We start from the raw sequence: 14,621 nt of genomic DNA, 5'->3' as shown, positions 1-14,621 counted from the left end.
AGCCAAACCCGGGGTCCAGCAAGAAGGTCAGCCGAACATGCCGGGCACGTAGTCGCCCGCCGGCTGCTGGGTCATGATGTTGATCCGGTTGAAGGCGTTGATCACGGCGATCGTGCCCACCAGGGCGGCGAGTTCGTCCTCGTCGTAGTGCTTGGCCGCGTTGGCCCACACCTCGTCCGGCACGCCACCGTTGCCGTCGGCGGTGCGGGTGCCCTGCTCCGCCAACTCCAGCGCGGCGCGCTCGGCCTCGGTGAAGACGGTGGCCTCCCGCCAGGCGGCGACCAGGTGCAGGCGCACCGCGGTCTCACCATGCTCGGCGGCGTCCTTCGTGTGCATGTCGACGCAGACGCTGCAACCGTTGATCTGGCTCGCGCGCAGCAGCACCAGTTCCCGCGTCGTGGCCGACAGCGTCGAGCTCTCGATCGCCTTGCCGGCCGAGATGACGTATTTCAGGAACTTGCCCGCGACCGGGTTCTCGAAGAGGTTGAGACGAGGATCCATGGTTCCACTCCTGTGCCGTTGGCGATGGTGACACCCACTCGACGGATGAGCGGGACCGCAGGGGACAGGGGCGGGCTGCGCTGTTTCGGTTGACCCGGCCGTGGTCCGGGAAGACGATCGAAGTGCGGGCCCGAATCCGCTGGAGGTAAGCCATGACCAGAGTGCCGATCGTTACTGGAGAGGCGTGATGGCCGGGCCGACCAGCGTCGACGGGCTGGCCGAAGACCTGGCGGGCGAGTTGCTGTTGCGGCCGTTGCTGGAGCGCATCCTGAGGTGTGGCACCGAATTGCTCGGCTGCGACGCGGGATCCATCTCGAGCGTCGACGAGGCGGCCGGCACCTATCGCAAGGAAGCCGAGATCGGCGTCAAATGCCAGTCCGGCCGGGAGTTTCCGCTGGCCGACGGGATGACCGGCGAGGTGGTGCGGCGGCGGGGGCCGGTCTGGTTCGACCGCTACGACGACGTGGTGGGTGGCCACCTCAGCGACGCCGACCGGGTGACCCTGCGCGCCGTCATCGGGGTGCCGATCGAATGGCGCGGCCGGATCATCGGCGCGTGTGTCGTGTTCAGCCGCGACGACGAGCGGGTCTTCACCGCCGACGATGCCGACCTGCTGCGGATGTTCGCTCGGCACGCGGCCGTGGCGCTGGTCAACGCCAACTCGCACGAGGCCGCCGAGGAGCGGGCCCGGCTCCAGGCCGCCGGTGCCGAACGCGAGCGCCTCCTCGTCGAGGTGCAGGGGCTGCTCGACAAGGGCCTGGTCGATCTGGTCGCCGAACTCGACCAGGCCGAGCGGTTCGCGCCGGCCACGGTCACCGGATATCTGCGGCGGGCCCGGGCGGAGGCGGAGAGCACGATGGCCGCTGTCCGCCAGTCGTTGGGCGCCGTCGGTCACTCGCCACTGGAGGACCGGTCGCTCGAAGACGCGTTGCGCGCCGAACTCGGGTGGGCGCAGCGGGCCCGGGGCGCCAACGTGCGCCTGGTGGTCGCCGGCGCGCCGGTGCCGCTGGGTCGGGCGCTGGCCGAACACGTGCTGAGCGTGGCGCAGGAGGCGGTATCCAACATCGTCCGGCACTCCGGCGCGTCGACGATCCGGCTGGGGCTGGTCTACAACTCGGCGGCGCTGGCCTTGCTCGTACAAGATGACGGTCAAGGTTTTGACCTCGACCCCGACGACCAGCGCGAAGGTGTCGGGCTGCGCCGGATGGTCGAGTTGACCAGCAGCGTCGGCGGCTCGGCCACCGTCGAGTCGGTTCCGGGCTGGGGCACGAGCGTGCGGGCCTGGTTCCCCTACCAGCGCGCGGCCGGCGCCGATCTGGAGCGCATCGACGTGCTGGTGGTAGCGGCCAACCCGCTGATGCGCGCCGGCATATCCCGCCTGCTGGCCTGGTCGGGCGAGACACCGCTGGCCGTGGTCGGCGAGTCCGAGAGCGGAGCCGACGCGCTCACCGCGACCGCCTCCGTCCGGCCGGCGGTCGTCGTGGTGGGTCCGGACCTGGCCGACCAGGCCGACCTGATCACCCGGATCATCGCGACCGGCGCGGAGGGCGGCACCGCCGTCGTGGCGATGTGCGTCGCCGGCGATCACCAGGCGGTCGCCGAGGCGTTGCTCGCCGGCACGCACGGGTGCGTCGAGACCACCGCTGACGGGCCGACGCTGGCCCGGGCGGTGGTGGCCGCCTCGCGGGGCGAGTCGCTGGTGCCGGATAGTGGGGTGTGGGCGGGGCGGCTCACCAGCGATGCCAACCCGGCCGGCCTGACCGCCCGCGAACTCGAGGTGCACGCGCTGGTCAGCCAGGGGCTGTCCGACAAGATGATCGCCGCCCGGCTGTCGATCGCGGTGAAGACCGTAGAGAAACACGTGGGCGCCGTGCTCCGGAAGACCGGATCCCGGGGCCGGGCCGAATTGATCGCCCGCAGCCGGCCCGCGCGGTAGGGACGTCACCCATGCCGTGCGGGTGTTTTCCCTGATGCCGCGCGCGTAGCGGCCCTCCTAGCGTTCGACCTATGGGTGTCGTGTCGCTCAAGGAGATCGTCGACCACGCCAAGCAGGACCGGTACGGCGTCGCCGCGATCAACATCGTCAACGACCTGACGCTGGAGAGCGTGCTGGCCGGCGCGGTCGAACGGCGCTCACCGATCATCGTGCAGACCTCGGTGAAGACGGTGAAGTCGATCGGGTCGGACGTGCTGATGGCGATGTGGCGGTCGATGACGGCCGGCATCGAGGTGCCGGTGAGCCTCCACCTCGACCATTGCCCGGAACGCGCGGTGATCACCGAGTGCCTCGACAAGGGCTGGAACTCGGTGCTGTTCGACGCCTCGACGATGCCGGTCGAGGAGAACCTCCGCCAGACCATCGAGGTCGTCGCCGAGGCCCGCAAGCACGGCGCGCACGTCGAGGGCGAGATCGAAGCGATCAAGGGTGTCGAGGACGACGTCGGCAGCGACGAGGCGTCCAAGCGCGAGTCGCTGGAGGTCTCGGTCAACTTCGTGGAGACCTCTGGTGTCGACGTGTTCGCACCGTCGATCGGCAACGCGCACGGCGTCTATTCGGCCACGCCGCATCTCGACGGCCAGCGGGTCAGCGACATCGTCGCGGCGACCGGCATCCCGATCGCGCTGCACGGCGGCACCGGCATGAGCGACGAGCAGTTCACCGACCTGATCGCGCGGGGCTGCGCGAAGGTCAACGTGTCGACCGCGCTCAAGGTCACCTTTATGCAGTCGAACCTGGCGTTCCTGCGCGAGACCGAAGAGCGCGGGACGTGGGACCCCCCTTCGCTGTTCAAGCATGTCGCGGCGGACGTCACCGCGATGGCGGCCGGCTACATCGACCGCTTCGGCAGCGCGGGGCGGGCCTGGTGACCGCGCTCATCTTCGACTGCGACGGCGTCCTGGCCGACACCGAACGCCACGGGCACCTGCCGGCGTTCAACCAGACGTTCGAGGAGTTCGGCCTGCCGGTGCGGTGGACCGAGGAGGAATACGGCCGCAAGCTCGCGATCGGTGGCGGCAAGGAGCGTATGCGGAGCCTGCTGACGCCCGACTTCGTCGCCGCCGCGGGACTGCCGACCGACCCCGAGGGACAGGCCGAAGCGCTGGCCGCCTGGCACCGCCGGAAGACCGAGATCTACACCTCGATGGTCGCCGCAGGCAAGCTGCCGGCCCGACCCGGAATTGCCAGGATCACCGAGGAGGCGTACGCCGCCGGCTGGCTGCTCGCCGTCGCCTCGACCTCGGCCGAACCGTCGGTGCGGGCGGTCCTGGAACACGCCGTCGGTGCCGACCGGGCGCGCGACTTCACCGTGCTGGCCGGCGACATCGTGCCGAAGAAGAAGCCGGCGCCCGACATCTACCTGCTCGCCCTCGACCGGCTCGACATCGCGCCGGGCGAGGCGGTCGTCGTCGAGGACTCGCACAACGGCCTGGTCGCGGCCCGCGCGGCCGAAATCGCCTGTGTCGTCACGGTCAACGGCTACACCGCCGACGAGGACTTCACCGGCGCCGCGTTCGTCGTCGACTCGCTCGGCGAGCCCGGCGCCGACCCGATCACGGTGCTCGCCAACGACAGCCCGGCGACACCCGGCAGCTTTGTCACGCTGGCCGACCTCGCGGCCGTCTTCGGCGAAAGGGACAGGCGATGACCGACAAACCAGTGCCCGCGGTCGAGTTCGTGGTGCGGACGATCGCGGAGACCGCCATCGCGAACGAGAAGTATTTCGGCGACCTCGACGCGGTCGTCGGCGACGGCGACTTCGGCTATTCGCTCGCCCGCGGTTTCGAACTCGTCATCCGCGACTGGGACAGCTTCGACCGCACCGACGCCGCCACCTTCCTGCGCAAGGTCGCGGTCGTCATCACCAGCCGGATCGGTGGCACCTCCGGACCGTTGTGGGGCACCGCGTTCCTGCGTGCCGCGACCGCGGCCACCGGAAAGTCCGAACTGGACGGTGCGACGGTCGTCGCCATGCTGCGCGCCGCGATCGAGGGCATCCAGGCCCGCGGCAACGCCAGCCTCGGCGACAAGACCCTGCTCGACGCGCTGGTCCCGGCCACCGACGAGATCGAGCGCCAGGTCGGCCTCGGCAGCGACGGGCCGACCACCGTCCGGGCCGCCGCGACCGTGGCCCGCGCCAGCGCCGACGAGACCGCCAAGCTCGAGGCCCGCCGCGGCCGCGCCGCCTACACCGGCGAGCGGAGCATCGGCAGCGTCGACCCGGGAGCCGTCGCCGTCGCAGTGAACCTTGAAGCCCTGGCCGACAAGTGGCCCGCCGCATCCTGAAAGGGAACCGCTATGAAGAAGTTCGTCAACGACCCGAACCAGTATGTCGCCGAGATGCTCACCGGCATCGCGTTGGCCAACCCGGACACCCTTCGCTACGTGCCCGACTACAACCTGATCATGCGGACCGACGCACCCAACGACAACAAGGTCTCGATCATCCAGGGCTCCGGCTCCGGCCACGAACCCGCCCACGTGATGAGCGTCGGCAAGGGCATGCTCGACGCCGCCTGTCCCGGCGACGTGTTCTCTGCGCCGCCGATGGACTACGTGCTGGAGTCGAGCAAGATGCTCGCCTCGCCGAAGGGCGTGCTGCACCTGATCAACAACTACACCGGTGACCGGATGGCCTTCGACATGGGCAAGGAGATGGCCGAGGCCGAAGGCGTACGGATCGAGACGGTCCTGGTCGACGACGATGTCGCGGTTTCCGATTCCACGTACACCGTGGGTCGTCGTGGTGTGGCGGGCAACTTCTTCGTCATGAAGGTCGTCGGCGCGGCCGCCGAGCAGGGCGCCGACATCGACGAGCTGGTGCGACTGGGCAACAAGGTCAATTCCGTCACCCGCACGATGGGCATGGCGCTCACGTCGTGCACGCCGCCCGCGAAGGGCTCGCCGCTGTTCGATCTCGGCGACGACGAGATGGAGATGGGCGTCGGCATCCACGGCGAGCCGGGTCGGCGCCGCGAGAAGCTGCACAACGCCAACGAGATCGTCGACGAGTTGCTCGACGCGGTCGTGCCCGACCTGCCCTACGAGAAGGGTGACAACGTCGCCCTGATGATCAACGGGCTGGGCGGCACCCCGATCAGCGAGCTCTACCTGCTCTACGGCCACGCGCACGAGCAGCTCGAGGCCCGCGGCATGCACGTGCAGCGCAACTACGTCGGCGAATACTGCACCTCGCTCGACATGGCCGGCGCGTCCCTGACCCTCGTCAAGCTCGACGACGAGATCGTCAAGGGCCTGGCCGCGCCGGCCGAGACCGCCATCCGGACCTTCTAGGTCACGTAGCGAACCTCCGGGAACGCCGGGGTCGGGCCGGTGAGGAGCCGGCCCCGGCGGCCGCGGAGGTGCAGGTCGAAGAACGCGAGCGGGTAGGCCTGCTGGATCCGCACCGCGCGGCCCGGGTCGAGGGTGCCGATGTAGCTCTCGAGCTCGTCACCGGTCAGGCCGAGTTGCGGGATCAGCCACTGATGGTCGACATAGGACGAATGGACGGCGCCGGCGGCCTGCACGTTGAGCCGCCAGCCGCCCAGGAGGGCCCAGAACTCCGCGACGGCCTCCGCATCCGCCCGGCTGAACTCCGCGGTCATCAGCATGAACGGCCGGTCGATCGCGGCGGGCCGGGGTTGTGACTCCATCGGGCCGTCGAAGCTGAGCCCGGCCCGGACGCGCCGGTCCTCGTTCATCACCAGCGCGGTGGCCGTCGCGCCCTTCGACCAGCCGAACATGCCGATCCGCCGCAGGTCCAGCGCGTCGCCCAGACCGGCCGGCAACCGCCGCCGCTCGGCGTCGGGATTGCGGCCGGCGGCCAGGTCTTCGATGCGGTCGAGGACGAACAGCATGTCGGCGGTGGAGTCCCACGGTGTGAAGGACACGTCGTCGCGGTCGACGGAGAGCAGGCCGCCGGGAAACTCGGTGAACGCGTCGTAGGTGTGGTCCACCGTCACCACGACATAGCCCTGGCTCGCGAGTTCCTGCACCACGATGGTGGCCTCGGACCGGTGACCCCCGGCGCCGTGCGAGAAGAGGATCACCGGCCGCCGCCCCGCCAGTGCCGGTGCGCCGGCATGTGCCGCCGTCAGCGGTGCGGCGGCGGCATCGGGGTCGAAGCCGGCCGACTCGAGCAGCGCGCGATAGGGCGCCACGGGCATCCACGGCGCCGGCGAACCGGCGCGCGTGATGGCGGGATACCAGACGCTGGCCATGAGTTCGCGGTGGTGCCCAGGACCGGCAACCGGGTCCGACCGGGACCGGTCGACGAGGTGCAGGTCGACGATGCCGATCCGGTGCGGCCCGGTGGGCCGCGGCAGCGCGAGCCGGCCGCTCTGGGCCGCCCACGCTCGGCCGGCGCCGAACGGCACGGCGATCCCGGCGGCGAGGGCGCCGGCGAGCAGCCGCCGGCGGCTGACTGTGCGGGTCATCGGTCCTCCTGAGTGGTCTCGACCCGGGCGATGAGCAGCTTCAACCGCCCGATCTCTTCGGCCAGGGCACTGTTGCCGGCGGCGGTCAGCGTGACCCAGGTGCGGCCGCGCTTGCCCTCGTAGCCCTTCTCCACCTCGATCAGCTCGGCGTTCTCCAGCACCCCGAGGTGCTGGGAGAGGTTGCCGGCGGTGAGCTGCAACTGGCTGCGCAGGTAGCCGAACTCGACCCGCCGGGCCTCGTGCGCGATGGTGAGGATGCCCAGCCGGACCCGCTGGTGCACCACGTCGTCGAGGCCGTTGACCGGGTGGGCCGGCGGCGCGTGCGGGTCGGGGGTCTCGGCGGTCACCGTTGCCACCGGCGAGCGAGATGGAACCCGACCGCACCGAGCAGCAGCACCGTGCTGTTGATGGCCATCTGCGGCATGTAGTCGGTCTCGCCGCCCCAGTGGGCGCCCCAGCCGAAGGTGAGCGGCACCAGCACCACCGTCAGGTAGGCGAGGGCGAACACCAGCAGCGCGACGTGTCGCTCCAGCCAGGACAGGACCAGCAGCGCGACCCCGATCGTGCCGGCCGGTGCGATCAGCCGGTCGAACACCATCACCCAGGCCGGCAGCGGCTCGGTCGGCGGTTCGTGGTTGCTCCAGTAGAGGAACGCGGTCAGCCAGGCGGAGGCGGACAGGAGGGCCAGGGCGACCCCGGTCAGGACGTACGGCAGCACGCGGGCGCCCAGCCCGCGGGCCCGGGTGACGCGCACCGCGTACACCGCGATCGCTGTGTAGGCCAGCAGCAGCGCTGGCAGCCAGTAGTAGCCCCGGTCGAGGCCCTGTAGGCGGCACGCCGGGGCGCCGTCGGCGACCGCCTGCCAGCAGTCGGCGCGCAGGGCGAGCCAGTGGATCGGGATCGCCACGTAGGACACCGCGGCCAAGATCAGCAGCGCGACCCAGGTCACCCGCTGGTCAAGGCGCACCCGGTGAGCCAGGGCGCGAACGTCCGACAGCAGCCGGTGTGGATCGCCGCCGGCGCTTACCGAATCAGTGGTCATGCCAACAGGTTTCCATAACAAACCAATTTCCGCCAGCACCAAGTTTGCGACAATGGCATTGTGATCGAGAGCGCCGCTGGCCCATCGTTGGCCGATGACGTTGCTCTCGGATCAACTCGCCGCGGTCCTGCGCGACGGTGCCTTCAGCCACGCCGATCACCAGGACCTCGACGGTGTCGGTCATCAGGTCGACAGTCCGAAGTGGAGTTGGGAGGTCCGTGTCGACTCGGAGTTCGTCGACATCACCGCGCACACCAAGCGGGTGGTCCATACGCGGGATGAGGCGCTGAAGGACGCCGCGGAGCTGTTCGACCGGCTCGCTCCTCTCGCCGGCGCCGTGTCGCACACCTCGCTGGGCGCGCAGAACGTGTGGGACCGGGTCAACGAGGTGGTCGTCGGCTGGCTGGGCAGCGTCGCGATCAGGGCACGGTGGGAAACGCGACCGTGACGGTGAGGCCGCCGCCCGGGTTCGGCACCACCCGCAGGTCGGCACCGTGGCTCTCGGCGATGGCGCGCACGATCGCCAACCCCAGCCCGCTGCCCCCGCTCTGCGTCCGGGGAGTGGTGAGGCGCTGGAACGGTCGCAGGATCCGGTCGACCGCGTCTTCCGGCACCACCGGCCCGGTGTTGCTGATCGTCAGCACGGCCCGCGTCCCGCGAGTCGCGGTGAAAACCTCGACCCGCCCGCCCTCGTGGTTGAAGCGGACCGCGTTGTCGAGCAGGTTGCCGATCAGGCTGGCGAGCAGCGTCTGGTCGGCGCCGGCCACCAGGGCCGGGCGGAGATCGGTGGTGCAGCCCGGGCGCGTGGCCACCGCTTCGCCGGCCAGCGCGGCCAGGTCGACCGGTTCGGTCGCCACCGGGCCCTGCTGGCCCTGCGCCAACGCCAGCAGCGCGGCCACCAGCCGCTCCTGCTGCTCCCCGATGCGCAGCAGTTCCGCATAGCCGGCCCGCAACACCCTCGCGTCGGCGTCCGGGTCGGCGAGCGTGACCTGGATCAGCGTCCGCTGGACGGTCAACGGGGTACGCAGTTCGTGCGAGGCGTCGGCGACGAAGCGGCGCTGTGCGGCATAGACCACGTCGAGCCGGGTGTAGAGCCCCGCCAGCGTGGCGGACAGGTCGGCGAACTCCTCGTAGCGGCCGAGTTCGCCGTGTGCGGGCAACCGGTCGGCGGTGGCGCCCTCGGCCGCGGCGGTGAGTTCCCGCAGCGGTCGCAACGCCCGTCCGGCGAGCGCCCACCCGATCGGAGCGGCCACGAGCGCCACCACGATCAGCCCCGCGACGACCGCCAGCAGCACGGACCCGGTGTTGCTCGCGGTGCCCGGGCCGGCCGGGTCGCCGACCGCCTGGGTGGACCGCGCGGTCCACGCGCCGAGGCCGACGACGGCCACCGGGACCGCGCCCAGGACGACCGCCGCGGCGGCATAGACCAGGGCGAGTCGGGTACGCAGCCGCGGCCGCTCAGCCGCCGGCACGGTAGCCGCCCTCGCGTACGGTCGTGATGATCGGCGGCTCGCCCAGCTTCGCCCGGAGCCGGCCGAGCGTCGTCTTGACCGTGGTGGTGAACGGGTTGGCGGCCTCGTCCCAGACATGGTCGAGCAGTTCCTCGGCGGACACCACGACGCCGGGCCGGGCCAGCAGGTGCGCCAGCACCGCGAACTCCTTCGGGCTCAGCGCCACCGGCCGCCCGGCGCGGGTGACGGTCCGGCGGGCCGGGTCGAGTTCGACGTCGGCGTAGCGCAGCACCGGTGGCACCGGCGGGCCGGACCGGCGGGCCAGTGCCCGCACCCGCGCGACGAGCTCGGGAAAGTCGAACGGCTTCGTCAGGTAGTCGTCGGCGCCGAGATCGAGACCGTCGACCCGGTCGGCGAGCGACCCCGCGGCGGTGAGCATCAGGACCCGGGTGGGCAGGCCGCGCTCGCCGACGCCCCGGCACACGTCGTCGCCGGAGACGGTCGGCAGGTCGCGATCGAGCACCAGCACGTCGTAGGGCGTCAGGTCCAGCCGTTCCAGCGCCGCGCCCCCGTCGGTGACGACGTCGACGGCGATTCCCTCCCGGCGCAGCCCGGCCCCGATCGTCAGGGCGAGCAGCGCGTGATCCTCGACCACCAGCACCCGCATCGGCCCAGCATGCCAGCGCCCTGGTCACAGTGCGGTGACGGCCGTTTGTGACCGGGCTGTCACCGCCGCCGGCGTAGAAATCGGCGGCATGATCCTGGAGACCGAAGCGCTCGCGAAGCGATACCGGCGCCGGTGGGCGTTGCGCGACTGCACCCTGGCCGTGCCCGACGGCGCGATCGTCGGCCTGGTCGGCCCGAACGGCGCCGGCAAGACCACCCTGCTGCACCTGATCGTGGGCCTGCTGCCGCCGACGGCGGGTGCGGTCCGGGTGCTCGGCGGCACCCCGGACGCGGCGATGCGCTCCGGCCGGGTCGGGTTCGTCGCGCAGGACGCACCGACCTACGCCGGCCTCACCGTCGCCGACCACCTGCGGCTGGGAGCGGGCCTCAACCCGCGCCGCTGGGACGCGGCCGCGGCGCGGCAGCGGGTGGACCGGCTCGGCCTGCCGCCCGGCCAGCGGGCCGGCCGGCTCTCGGGCGGCCAGCGGGCCCAGTTGGCGCTCACCATCGCCCTGTCGAAACGCCCCGATCTGCTGGTCCTCGACGAGCCCGCGGCCAGCCTCGATCCGCTGGCGCGCCGCGCGTTCCTCGACGAGACGGTCGCGGCCACCACCGCCACCGGCACCGCGGCGCTGCTGTCCACGCACCTGGTCGCCGACGTGGCGTACACCTGCACGCACCTGGTGGTCGTCGCCTCGGGCCGGATCCGCCTCGCGGAACCGATCACCGACCCGGCCGGGTTGGAGCGCGTGGTCCTCGACGAACTCGGCCGCGCGGAGGAGATCGCATGATCCGGCTCGCGCTCCGCCAGTTGCGCACGTCGGCCTGGACCGCCGCGGCCGGTCTCGTGCTGGTCGCCGCGGCCGTCCTGCTGACCCGGCCGCACTTCGCCGCCGCCGCCGCGGCCGCCCGGCGCGCGTGCGGCGCGGACCCGCACTGCCCAGCGCTCACCGCCTTCGCACTCGACCAGTTCCCCGCGCGTACCGCCGTCGGGTTTGCCGTGCTCCTGGCACCCGCGCTGATTGGCGCGTTCTGGGGCGCGCCGCTGGTCGCCCGCGAGTTCGAGGCCGGCACCCATCGGCTGGTCTGGGTGCAGCGGCTCAGCCCGACCCGCTGGCTGGCCGTCAAGCTGGCGGTCGTCGGCGCCGCGACGGTCGTGGCGACCGCACTGCTCAGCGCGCTCGTCACGTGGTGGGCCGCACCGCTCGACCAGGCGGCCGCGGCCGTCTACGGCACCTTCGACCAGCGCGACATCGTGCCCGTCGGCTATGCCCTCTTCGCTTTCGCGTTCGGGGTGGCGGCGGGCCTGACCATCCGCCGGACGCTGCCGGCCATGGCACTGACCCTGGGAGTCCTGCTCGCGGTCCGGATCGCGGTGACCGAGTGGTTCCGGCCGCTCGTGGCCGCGCCGCGGGTGGAGTCGATGCCGCTCGACCCGAACACGACGGGGTACGGCGCGGCCGGCAACATCCTGCTCGGCGTCGGACCGAGCACGCTGCGACCCGAGCCGCCCGACATCCCGAACGCCTGGATCCAGTCTGTCGACGTGGTCGATGCCGCCGGAACGCCGCTCAACGACCAGACGCTGCACGCGACCTGCCCCACGCTCGGCCAAGGGCACGGCGGCGGTCCGGCCGGCCCGGTGCCGGAGGCCGTCCGCCAGCAGATGCACGACTGCGTCGCGCGGATCGGCGCCCACCACCACGAGGTCATCACCTACCAGCCCGGCGACCGATACTGGACGTTCCAGTGGTGGGAACTGGCGCTGTTCCTGGTGCTCACGGCGCTGCTCTGCGGGTATGCCCACCACCGACTTCGCCGGCGCTAGGCGAGCCGGGCCTTGACCAGTTCGAGGGCCGGGTGGTCGAGGTCGGTGGCGATGGTGCGGGCTTCGCGCCACGTGTCCTTCGCCCGGCCGGTGGCGCCGCGGGCGGCCTGGGTGTCGCCGAGGCCGATGATGGTGGACACGACGTTGAAGCGCTCGCCCAGCCCGCGGTAGATCGCGATCGACCGTCGATAAGCCGTCTCGGCCTCGTCGAACTCGCCCAGCTCCCGCTGGATGTGGCCGATGCTGTCCCAGGTGTTGGCCTCGCCCAGCAGATCCTTCGCGGCCTGGGACAGCGCCAGCGCCGCCTGGTTGTAGTCGAGGCCCTGCCGCAGGTTTCCCTGCTTGGCCTGGAACCAGCCCATCGCGCCGAGTGCGCGGCCCTGTCCCGCCGCGTGCCCGGCGAGCCGGTAGTGGCCGAGCCCGGCGAAGGCGTGCTCGAACGCCGCGCCGTGGTCGCCGTCGGACTCGCTGATCAGGCAGCGCTGGTGGCACACGCTCGCCATTCCGTAGTGGTCGCCCAGCGAGCGGAAATGCTCGTCGGCCAGGGACAGCGCGGTGTCGGCGGCCGCCCGGCCGCCGTGCCGGAACTCGGCCATGGCCAGGCCGAAGGCGGAGTTGGCCTGCCCGACGAGGTCGTCGACGCGCACCGCGGCGGCCAACCCGGCTCGCTGGCTGCGGATCCAGTCCTGTCCGTAGCCGCGCCACCGCAGGTAGGTGTTGAGCGTCCAGGCGAGCTTCCAGATGCGGCGGTCGTCGCCGGCCCGGTCGACGAGGCCGACCAGCAGCGTGTGTTCGGCCTCGAACCAGGCCATCGCCTCGCCGTAGCTCGACAGCGCGACCGGGACCGCTCCGGGTGCGGCGGCGTCCAGGGTGATCGGCTCGCGGTGCGGGTCGAGCCGGCGGGCGGCGCCGTGTGCGGTGTGCAGGTAGTGGTCGAGGAGCCGGGCCAGCGCCGCTTCCCGGTGCGTCGGGTCGAGGGTCTCGGCCAGCTCGCCGGCATAGGCCCGCAGCAGGTCGTGCGACGAGAACCGGCCCTGGTGGTGCTGCACGACCAGGTGCGCCCGGTTCAACTCCGACAACAACCTTCTTGCCACGGGGGAGGGTGCACCGCACAAACTCGCCGCCGCCGCGATCGAGATGTCGGGGCCGGGATGCAGCCCCAGCAACCGGAACAGCCGGGCGGCGTCGGCGGTCAGCACCCGGTAGGACCAGGAGAACACCGATCGCAGGTCGGCCTGCGGGTCACCGCCGCCGAAGGCGTCGAGCGCACCGGTTTCGAGGTCCGACGCGATGGCCGCGAGCGAGAGGCCGGGCTGCACGGCCGAACTCGCCGCCACGACGGCCAGCGCCAGCGGCAACCCGGCGCAGCGCCGGACGATCCGGTCGAAGGCCTCGCCGCCGCGCACCTGCTGGCCCAGCCGCGCGCTGAGCAGATCGGCGGCTTCGGCGTCGGTCAGCACGTCGAGGCTGACCGGGTGGGCACCCTCGACCGCGACGAGGCCGGTCAGCTGGTCGCGGCTGGTGACCAGGGCCAGGCTCCCCGTCGAGCCGGGCAGCAACGGCCGCACCTGTTCGATGTCGCGCGCGTTGTCGAGCACCACCAGCACCCGTTTGCCGGCCAGCGCGCTGCGATAGAGGGCCGCGCGGCTCTCCGTACTCGATGGGATTCTTTCGGTTGAGACGCCCAGCGCTTGCAGGAAGCCGAACAGCACCTCGCCGGGGTCGAGCGCCGACCGCCGAGGATCGAAGCCGCGCAGGTTGACGAAGAGCTGACCGTCGGGGAACCGGTCCTGCGCCCGATGCGCCCAGTGCACGGCCAGCGCCGATTTGCCGACTCCCGCCGTGCCGGTGATGGTGGCCAGGGCCGTGGCCGCGTCGAGGGAGGCGAGCTCGGCCCGGCGCCCGACGAACCCGCGCACACCCAAGGGCAACTGCGATGCCTTCTGGGGCAGGGGTTCCGCGGTGCGCAACAGCTCCTTGTGCAGGTGCTGCAACTCGGCGCCCGGCTCCGCACCGAGCTCGCGGACCAACCGTTCCCTTGTGGACCGATAGGTGGCCAGCGCGTCGGCCTGCCGCCCGGACCGGTGCAACGCCAGCATCAACTGGGCGACCAGTTGCTCGCGCAACGGATGCTCCGCGACGTGGTGCGTGAGCTCGGCCACCAGCTCCGGGTCGCCGCCGGCTTCGAGCCGCAGCTCGAACCACTCGGCCAGCCCGGCCAACCGCAGTTCGTGCAGGTCGGTCGCGGTGGCGGCGATGGTCGGGGTGGGTGGCACATCGGCGAACGGCTCACCGGTCCACACCCGCTGGGCCTCGCCGAACAGCTTGCTGCCGCGCTCCGGCTGGCCGGCGGCCCGCGCCGCGCGGGCGTCGGCAATGGACTGCTCGAAGAGGAGGACGTCCCATTCCTGTTCGCCGACGTGCAACATATAGCCCGGTTTGCGAGTGACCAACCGGTCGCGGTCCTGGCCGAGCACCCGGCGCAACCGGGACACCTGGCCGTGCACCAACATGCGCGGATCGGCCGGCGGGCCGTCGGGCCAGAGTTCGTCGATGAGCTGGTCAACGGTGACCAGGCCACCCCGGCGGGCCAGCAACATCGCCAGCACGCTTCGGGTCCGCGGCGTGCCTATCGGAACCGCGTCTCCACAAACGACCAGTTCAAGCGGGCCGAGCGAGCGAACAAACACGACGTCCA

Annotated in this window: 15 protein-coding genes; 8 read left to right on the top strand and 7 right to left on the bottom strand. The window is 71.7% G+C overall.

All coding sequences use genetic code 11. From position 1 onward, the window contains the following. Positions 1 to 27: 27 nt before the first annotated feature. Positions 28 to 501, bottom strand: coding sequence for a carboxymuconolactone decarboxylase family protein (locus tag DFJ67_RS04735; RefSeq protein ID WP_116066760.1), 474 nt, complete (start codon positions 499 to 501; stop codon positions 28 to 30). Positions 502 to 688: 187 nt separating this feature from the next. On the opposite strand from DFJ67_RS04735, the gene DFJ67_RS04730 reads away from it, so the two are divergent. The 5 genes from DFJ67_RS04730 (at position 689) to dhaK (ending at position 5,794) form a co-directional block, all read left to right on the top strand. Next, entirely contained in the window at positions 689 to 2,437 is a 1,749-nt protein-coding gene (locus tag DFJ67_RS04730) for a GAF domain-containing protein (RefSeq protein ID WP_116066759.1), read from the top strand. Positions 2,438 to 2,508: 71 nt separating this feature from the next. Further along, a complete protein-coding gene (locus DFJ67_RS04725) occupies positions 2,509 to 3,369 on the top strand; it encodes a class II fructose-bisphosphate aldolase (RefSeq protein ID WP_116066758.1) in 861 nt (286 codons plus the stop codon). Continuing rightward, positions 3,366 to 4,148 carry an HAD-IA family hydrolase gene (locus tag DFJ67_RS04720; RefSeq protein WP_116066757.1) on the top strand — a complete coding sequence of 261 codons (783 nt, stop codon included), beginning with the start codon at positions 3,366 to 3,368 and terminating at the stop codon, positions 4,146 to 4,148. The genes DFJ67_RS04725 and DFJ67_RS04720 overlap by 4 nt, the downstream gene beginning before the upstream one ends. Further along, the gene (gene dhaL, locus DFJ67_RS04715; protein ID WP_116066756.1) at positions 4,145 to 4,786 is read left to right on the top strand and encodes a dihydroxyacetone kinase subunit DhaL; all 642 of its coding nucleotides are present in this window, start codon (positions 4,145 to 4,147) and stop codon (positions 4,784 to 4,786) included. Before DFJ67_RS04720 ends, dhaL begins: the two co-directional genes overlap by 4 nt. Before the next feature lie 12 nt (positions 4,787 to 4,798). Continuing rightward, positions 4,799 to 5,794 (top strand): dihydroxyacetone kinase subunit DhaK, encoded by a 996-nt coding sequence (gene dhaK, locus DFJ67_RS04710; RefSeq protein ID WP_116066755.1) that lies wholly within the window; start codon positions 4,799 to 4,801, stop codon positions 5,792 to 5,794. Here dhaK and DFJ67_RS04705 read toward each other — a convergent pair. The 3 genes from DFJ67_RS04705 to DFJ67_RS04695 are packed head-to-tail and all read right to left on the bottom strand — an operon-like array spanning position 5,791 to position 7,978. After that, positions 5,791 to 6,936 carry an alpha/beta hydrolase family protein gene (locus tag DFJ67_RS04705; RefSeq protein ID WP_116066754.1) on the bottom strand — a complete coding sequence of 382 codons (1,146 nt, stop codon included), beginning with the start codon at positions 6,934 to 6,936 and terminating at the stop codon, positions 5,791 to 5,793. The genes dhaK and DFJ67_RS04705 overlap by 4 nt on opposite strands. Further along, positions 6,933 to 7,283, bottom strand: a complete 351-nt coding sequence (locus DFJ67_RS04700) for a transcriptional regulator (RefSeq protein ID WP_116066753.1) — start codon at positions 7,281 to 7,283, stop codon at positions 6,933 to 6,935. The genes DFJ67_RS04705 and DFJ67_RS04700 overlap by 4 nt, the downstream gene beginning before the upstream one ends. Continuing rightward, positions 7,280 to 7,978, bottom strand: coding sequence for a hypothetical protein (locus DFJ67_RS04695; protein WP_116066752.1), 699 nt, complete (start codon positions 7,976 to 7,978; stop codon positions 7,280 to 7,282). The genes DFJ67_RS04700 and DFJ67_RS04695 overlap by 4 nt, the downstream gene beginning before the upstream one ends. A 94-nt stretch (positions 7,979 to 8,072) precedes the next feature. On the opposite strand from DFJ67_RS04695, the gene DFJ67_RS04690 reads away from it, so the two are divergent. Next, positions 8,073 to 8,426 (top strand): hypothetical protein, encoded by a 354-nt coding sequence (locus DFJ67_RS04690; protein WP_116066751.1) that lies wholly within the window; start codon positions 8,073 to 8,075, stop codon positions 8,424 to 8,426. On the opposite strand, the gene DFJ67_RS04685 is transcribed toward DFJ67_RS04690, so the two are convergent. Together DFJ67_RS04685 and DFJ67_RS04680 are read right to left on the bottom strand one after the other, a co-directional pair. After that, positions 8,398 to 9,450: a sensor histidine kinase gene (locus DFJ67_RS04685; RefSeq protein WP_116066750.1), complete on the bottom strand. Its 1,053-nt coding sequence runs from the start codon at positions 9,448 to 9,450 to the stop codon at positions 8,398 to 8,400. The genes DFJ67_RS04690 and DFJ67_RS04685 overlap by 29 nt on opposite strands. Further along, positions 9,437 to 10,096, bottom strand: a complete 660-nt coding sequence (locus tag DFJ67_RS04680; protein ID WP_116066749.1) for a response regulator transcription factor — start codon at positions 10,094 to 10,096, stop codon at positions 9,437 to 9,439. The genes DFJ67_RS04685 and DFJ67_RS04680 overlap by 14 nt, the downstream gene beginning before the upstream one ends. 88 nt (positions 10,097 to 10,184) lie before the next feature. On the opposite strand from DFJ67_RS04680, the gene DFJ67_RS04675 reads away from it, so the two are divergent. Continuing rightward, positions 10,185 to 10,886 carry an ABC transporter ATP-binding protein gene (locus DFJ67_RS04675; protein ID WP_116075610.1) on the top strand — a complete coding sequence of 234 codons (702 nt, stop codon included), beginning with the start codon at positions 10,185 to 10,187 and terminating at the stop codon, positions 10,884 to 10,886. Then, positions 10,883 to 11,923, top strand: coding sequence for an ABC-2 membrane transporter-related protein (locus DFJ67_RS04670; RefSeq protein WP_116066748.1), 1,041 nt, complete (start codon positions 10,883 to 10,885; stop codon positions 11,921 to 11,923). The genes DFJ67_RS04675 and DFJ67_RS04670 overlap by 4 nt, the downstream gene beginning before the upstream one ends. Here the strand turns inward: DFJ67_RS04670 and DFJ67_RS04665 are convergent. After that, entirely contained in the window at positions 11,920 to 14,613 is a 2,694-nt protein-coding gene (locus tag DFJ67_RS04665; RefSeq protein WP_275407659.1) for an AfsR/SARP family transcriptional regulator, read from the bottom strand. The two genes, DFJ67_RS04670 and DFJ67_RS04665, sit on opposite strands and share 4 nt — an antisense overlap. Positions 14,614 to 14,621 lie beyond the last annotated feature (8 nt).

Source organism: Asanoa ferruginea (assembly GCF_003387075.1).
Classification (GTDB): domain Bacteria; phylum Actinomycetota; class Actinomycetes; order Mycobacteriales; family Micromonosporaceae; genus Asanoa; species Asanoa ferruginea.
Note: the sequence above shows the minus strand (reverse complement) of the source record. Positions and strands in the feature narration are given on the sequence as shown.

What these genes read in the sequence shown, in the direction of transcription:
- DFJ67_RS04735 (WP_116066760.1), bottom strand. Translation starts at nt 501, where the DNA reads ATGGATCCTCGTCTCAACCTCTTCGAGAACCCGGTCGCGGGCAAGTTC.
- DFJ67_RS04730 (WP_116066759.1), top strand. Translation starts at nt 689, where the DNA reads ATGGCCGGGCCGACCAGCGTCGACGGGCTGGCCGAAGACCTGGCGGGC.
- DFJ67_RS04725 (WP_116066758.1), top strand. Translation starts at nt 2,509, where the DNA reads ATGGGTGTCGTGTCGCTCAAGGAGATCGTCGACCACGCCAAGCAGGAC.
- dhaL (WP_116066756.1), top strand. Translation starts at nt 4,145, where the DNA reads ATGACCGACAAACCAGTGCCCGCGGTCGAGTTCGTGGTGCGGACGATC.
- dhaK (WP_116066755.1), top strand. Translation starts at nt 4,799, where the DNA reads ATGAAGAAGTTCGTCAACGACCCGAACCAGTATGTCGCCGAGATGCTC.
- DFJ67_RS04705 (WP_116066754.1), bottom strand. Translation starts at nt 6,936, where the DNA reads ATGACCCGCACAGTCAGCCGCCGGCGGCTGCTCGCCGGCGCCCTCGCC.
- DFJ67_RS04695 (WP_116066752.1), bottom strand. Translation starts at nt 7,978, where the DNA reads ATGACCACTGATTCGGTAAGCGCCGGCGGCGATCCACACCGGCTGCTG.
- DFJ67_RS04690 (WP_116066751.1), top strand. Translation starts at nt 8,073, where the DNA reads ATGACGTTGCTCTCGGATCAACTCGCCGCGGTCCTGCGCGACGGTGCC.
- DFJ67_RS04680 (WP_116066749.1), bottom strand. Translation starts at nt 10,096, where the DNA reads ATGCGGGTGCTGGTGGTCGAGGATCACGCGCTGCTCGCCCTGACGATC.
- DFJ67_RS04675 (WP_116075610.1), top strand. Translation starts at nt 10,185, where the DNA reads ATGATCCTGGAGACCGAAGCGCTCGCGAAGCGATACCGGCGCCGGTGG.
- DFJ67_RS04670 (WP_116066748.1), top strand. Translation starts at nt 10,883, where the DNA reads ATGATCCGGCTCGCGCTCCGCCAGTTGCGCACGTCGGCCTGGACCGCC.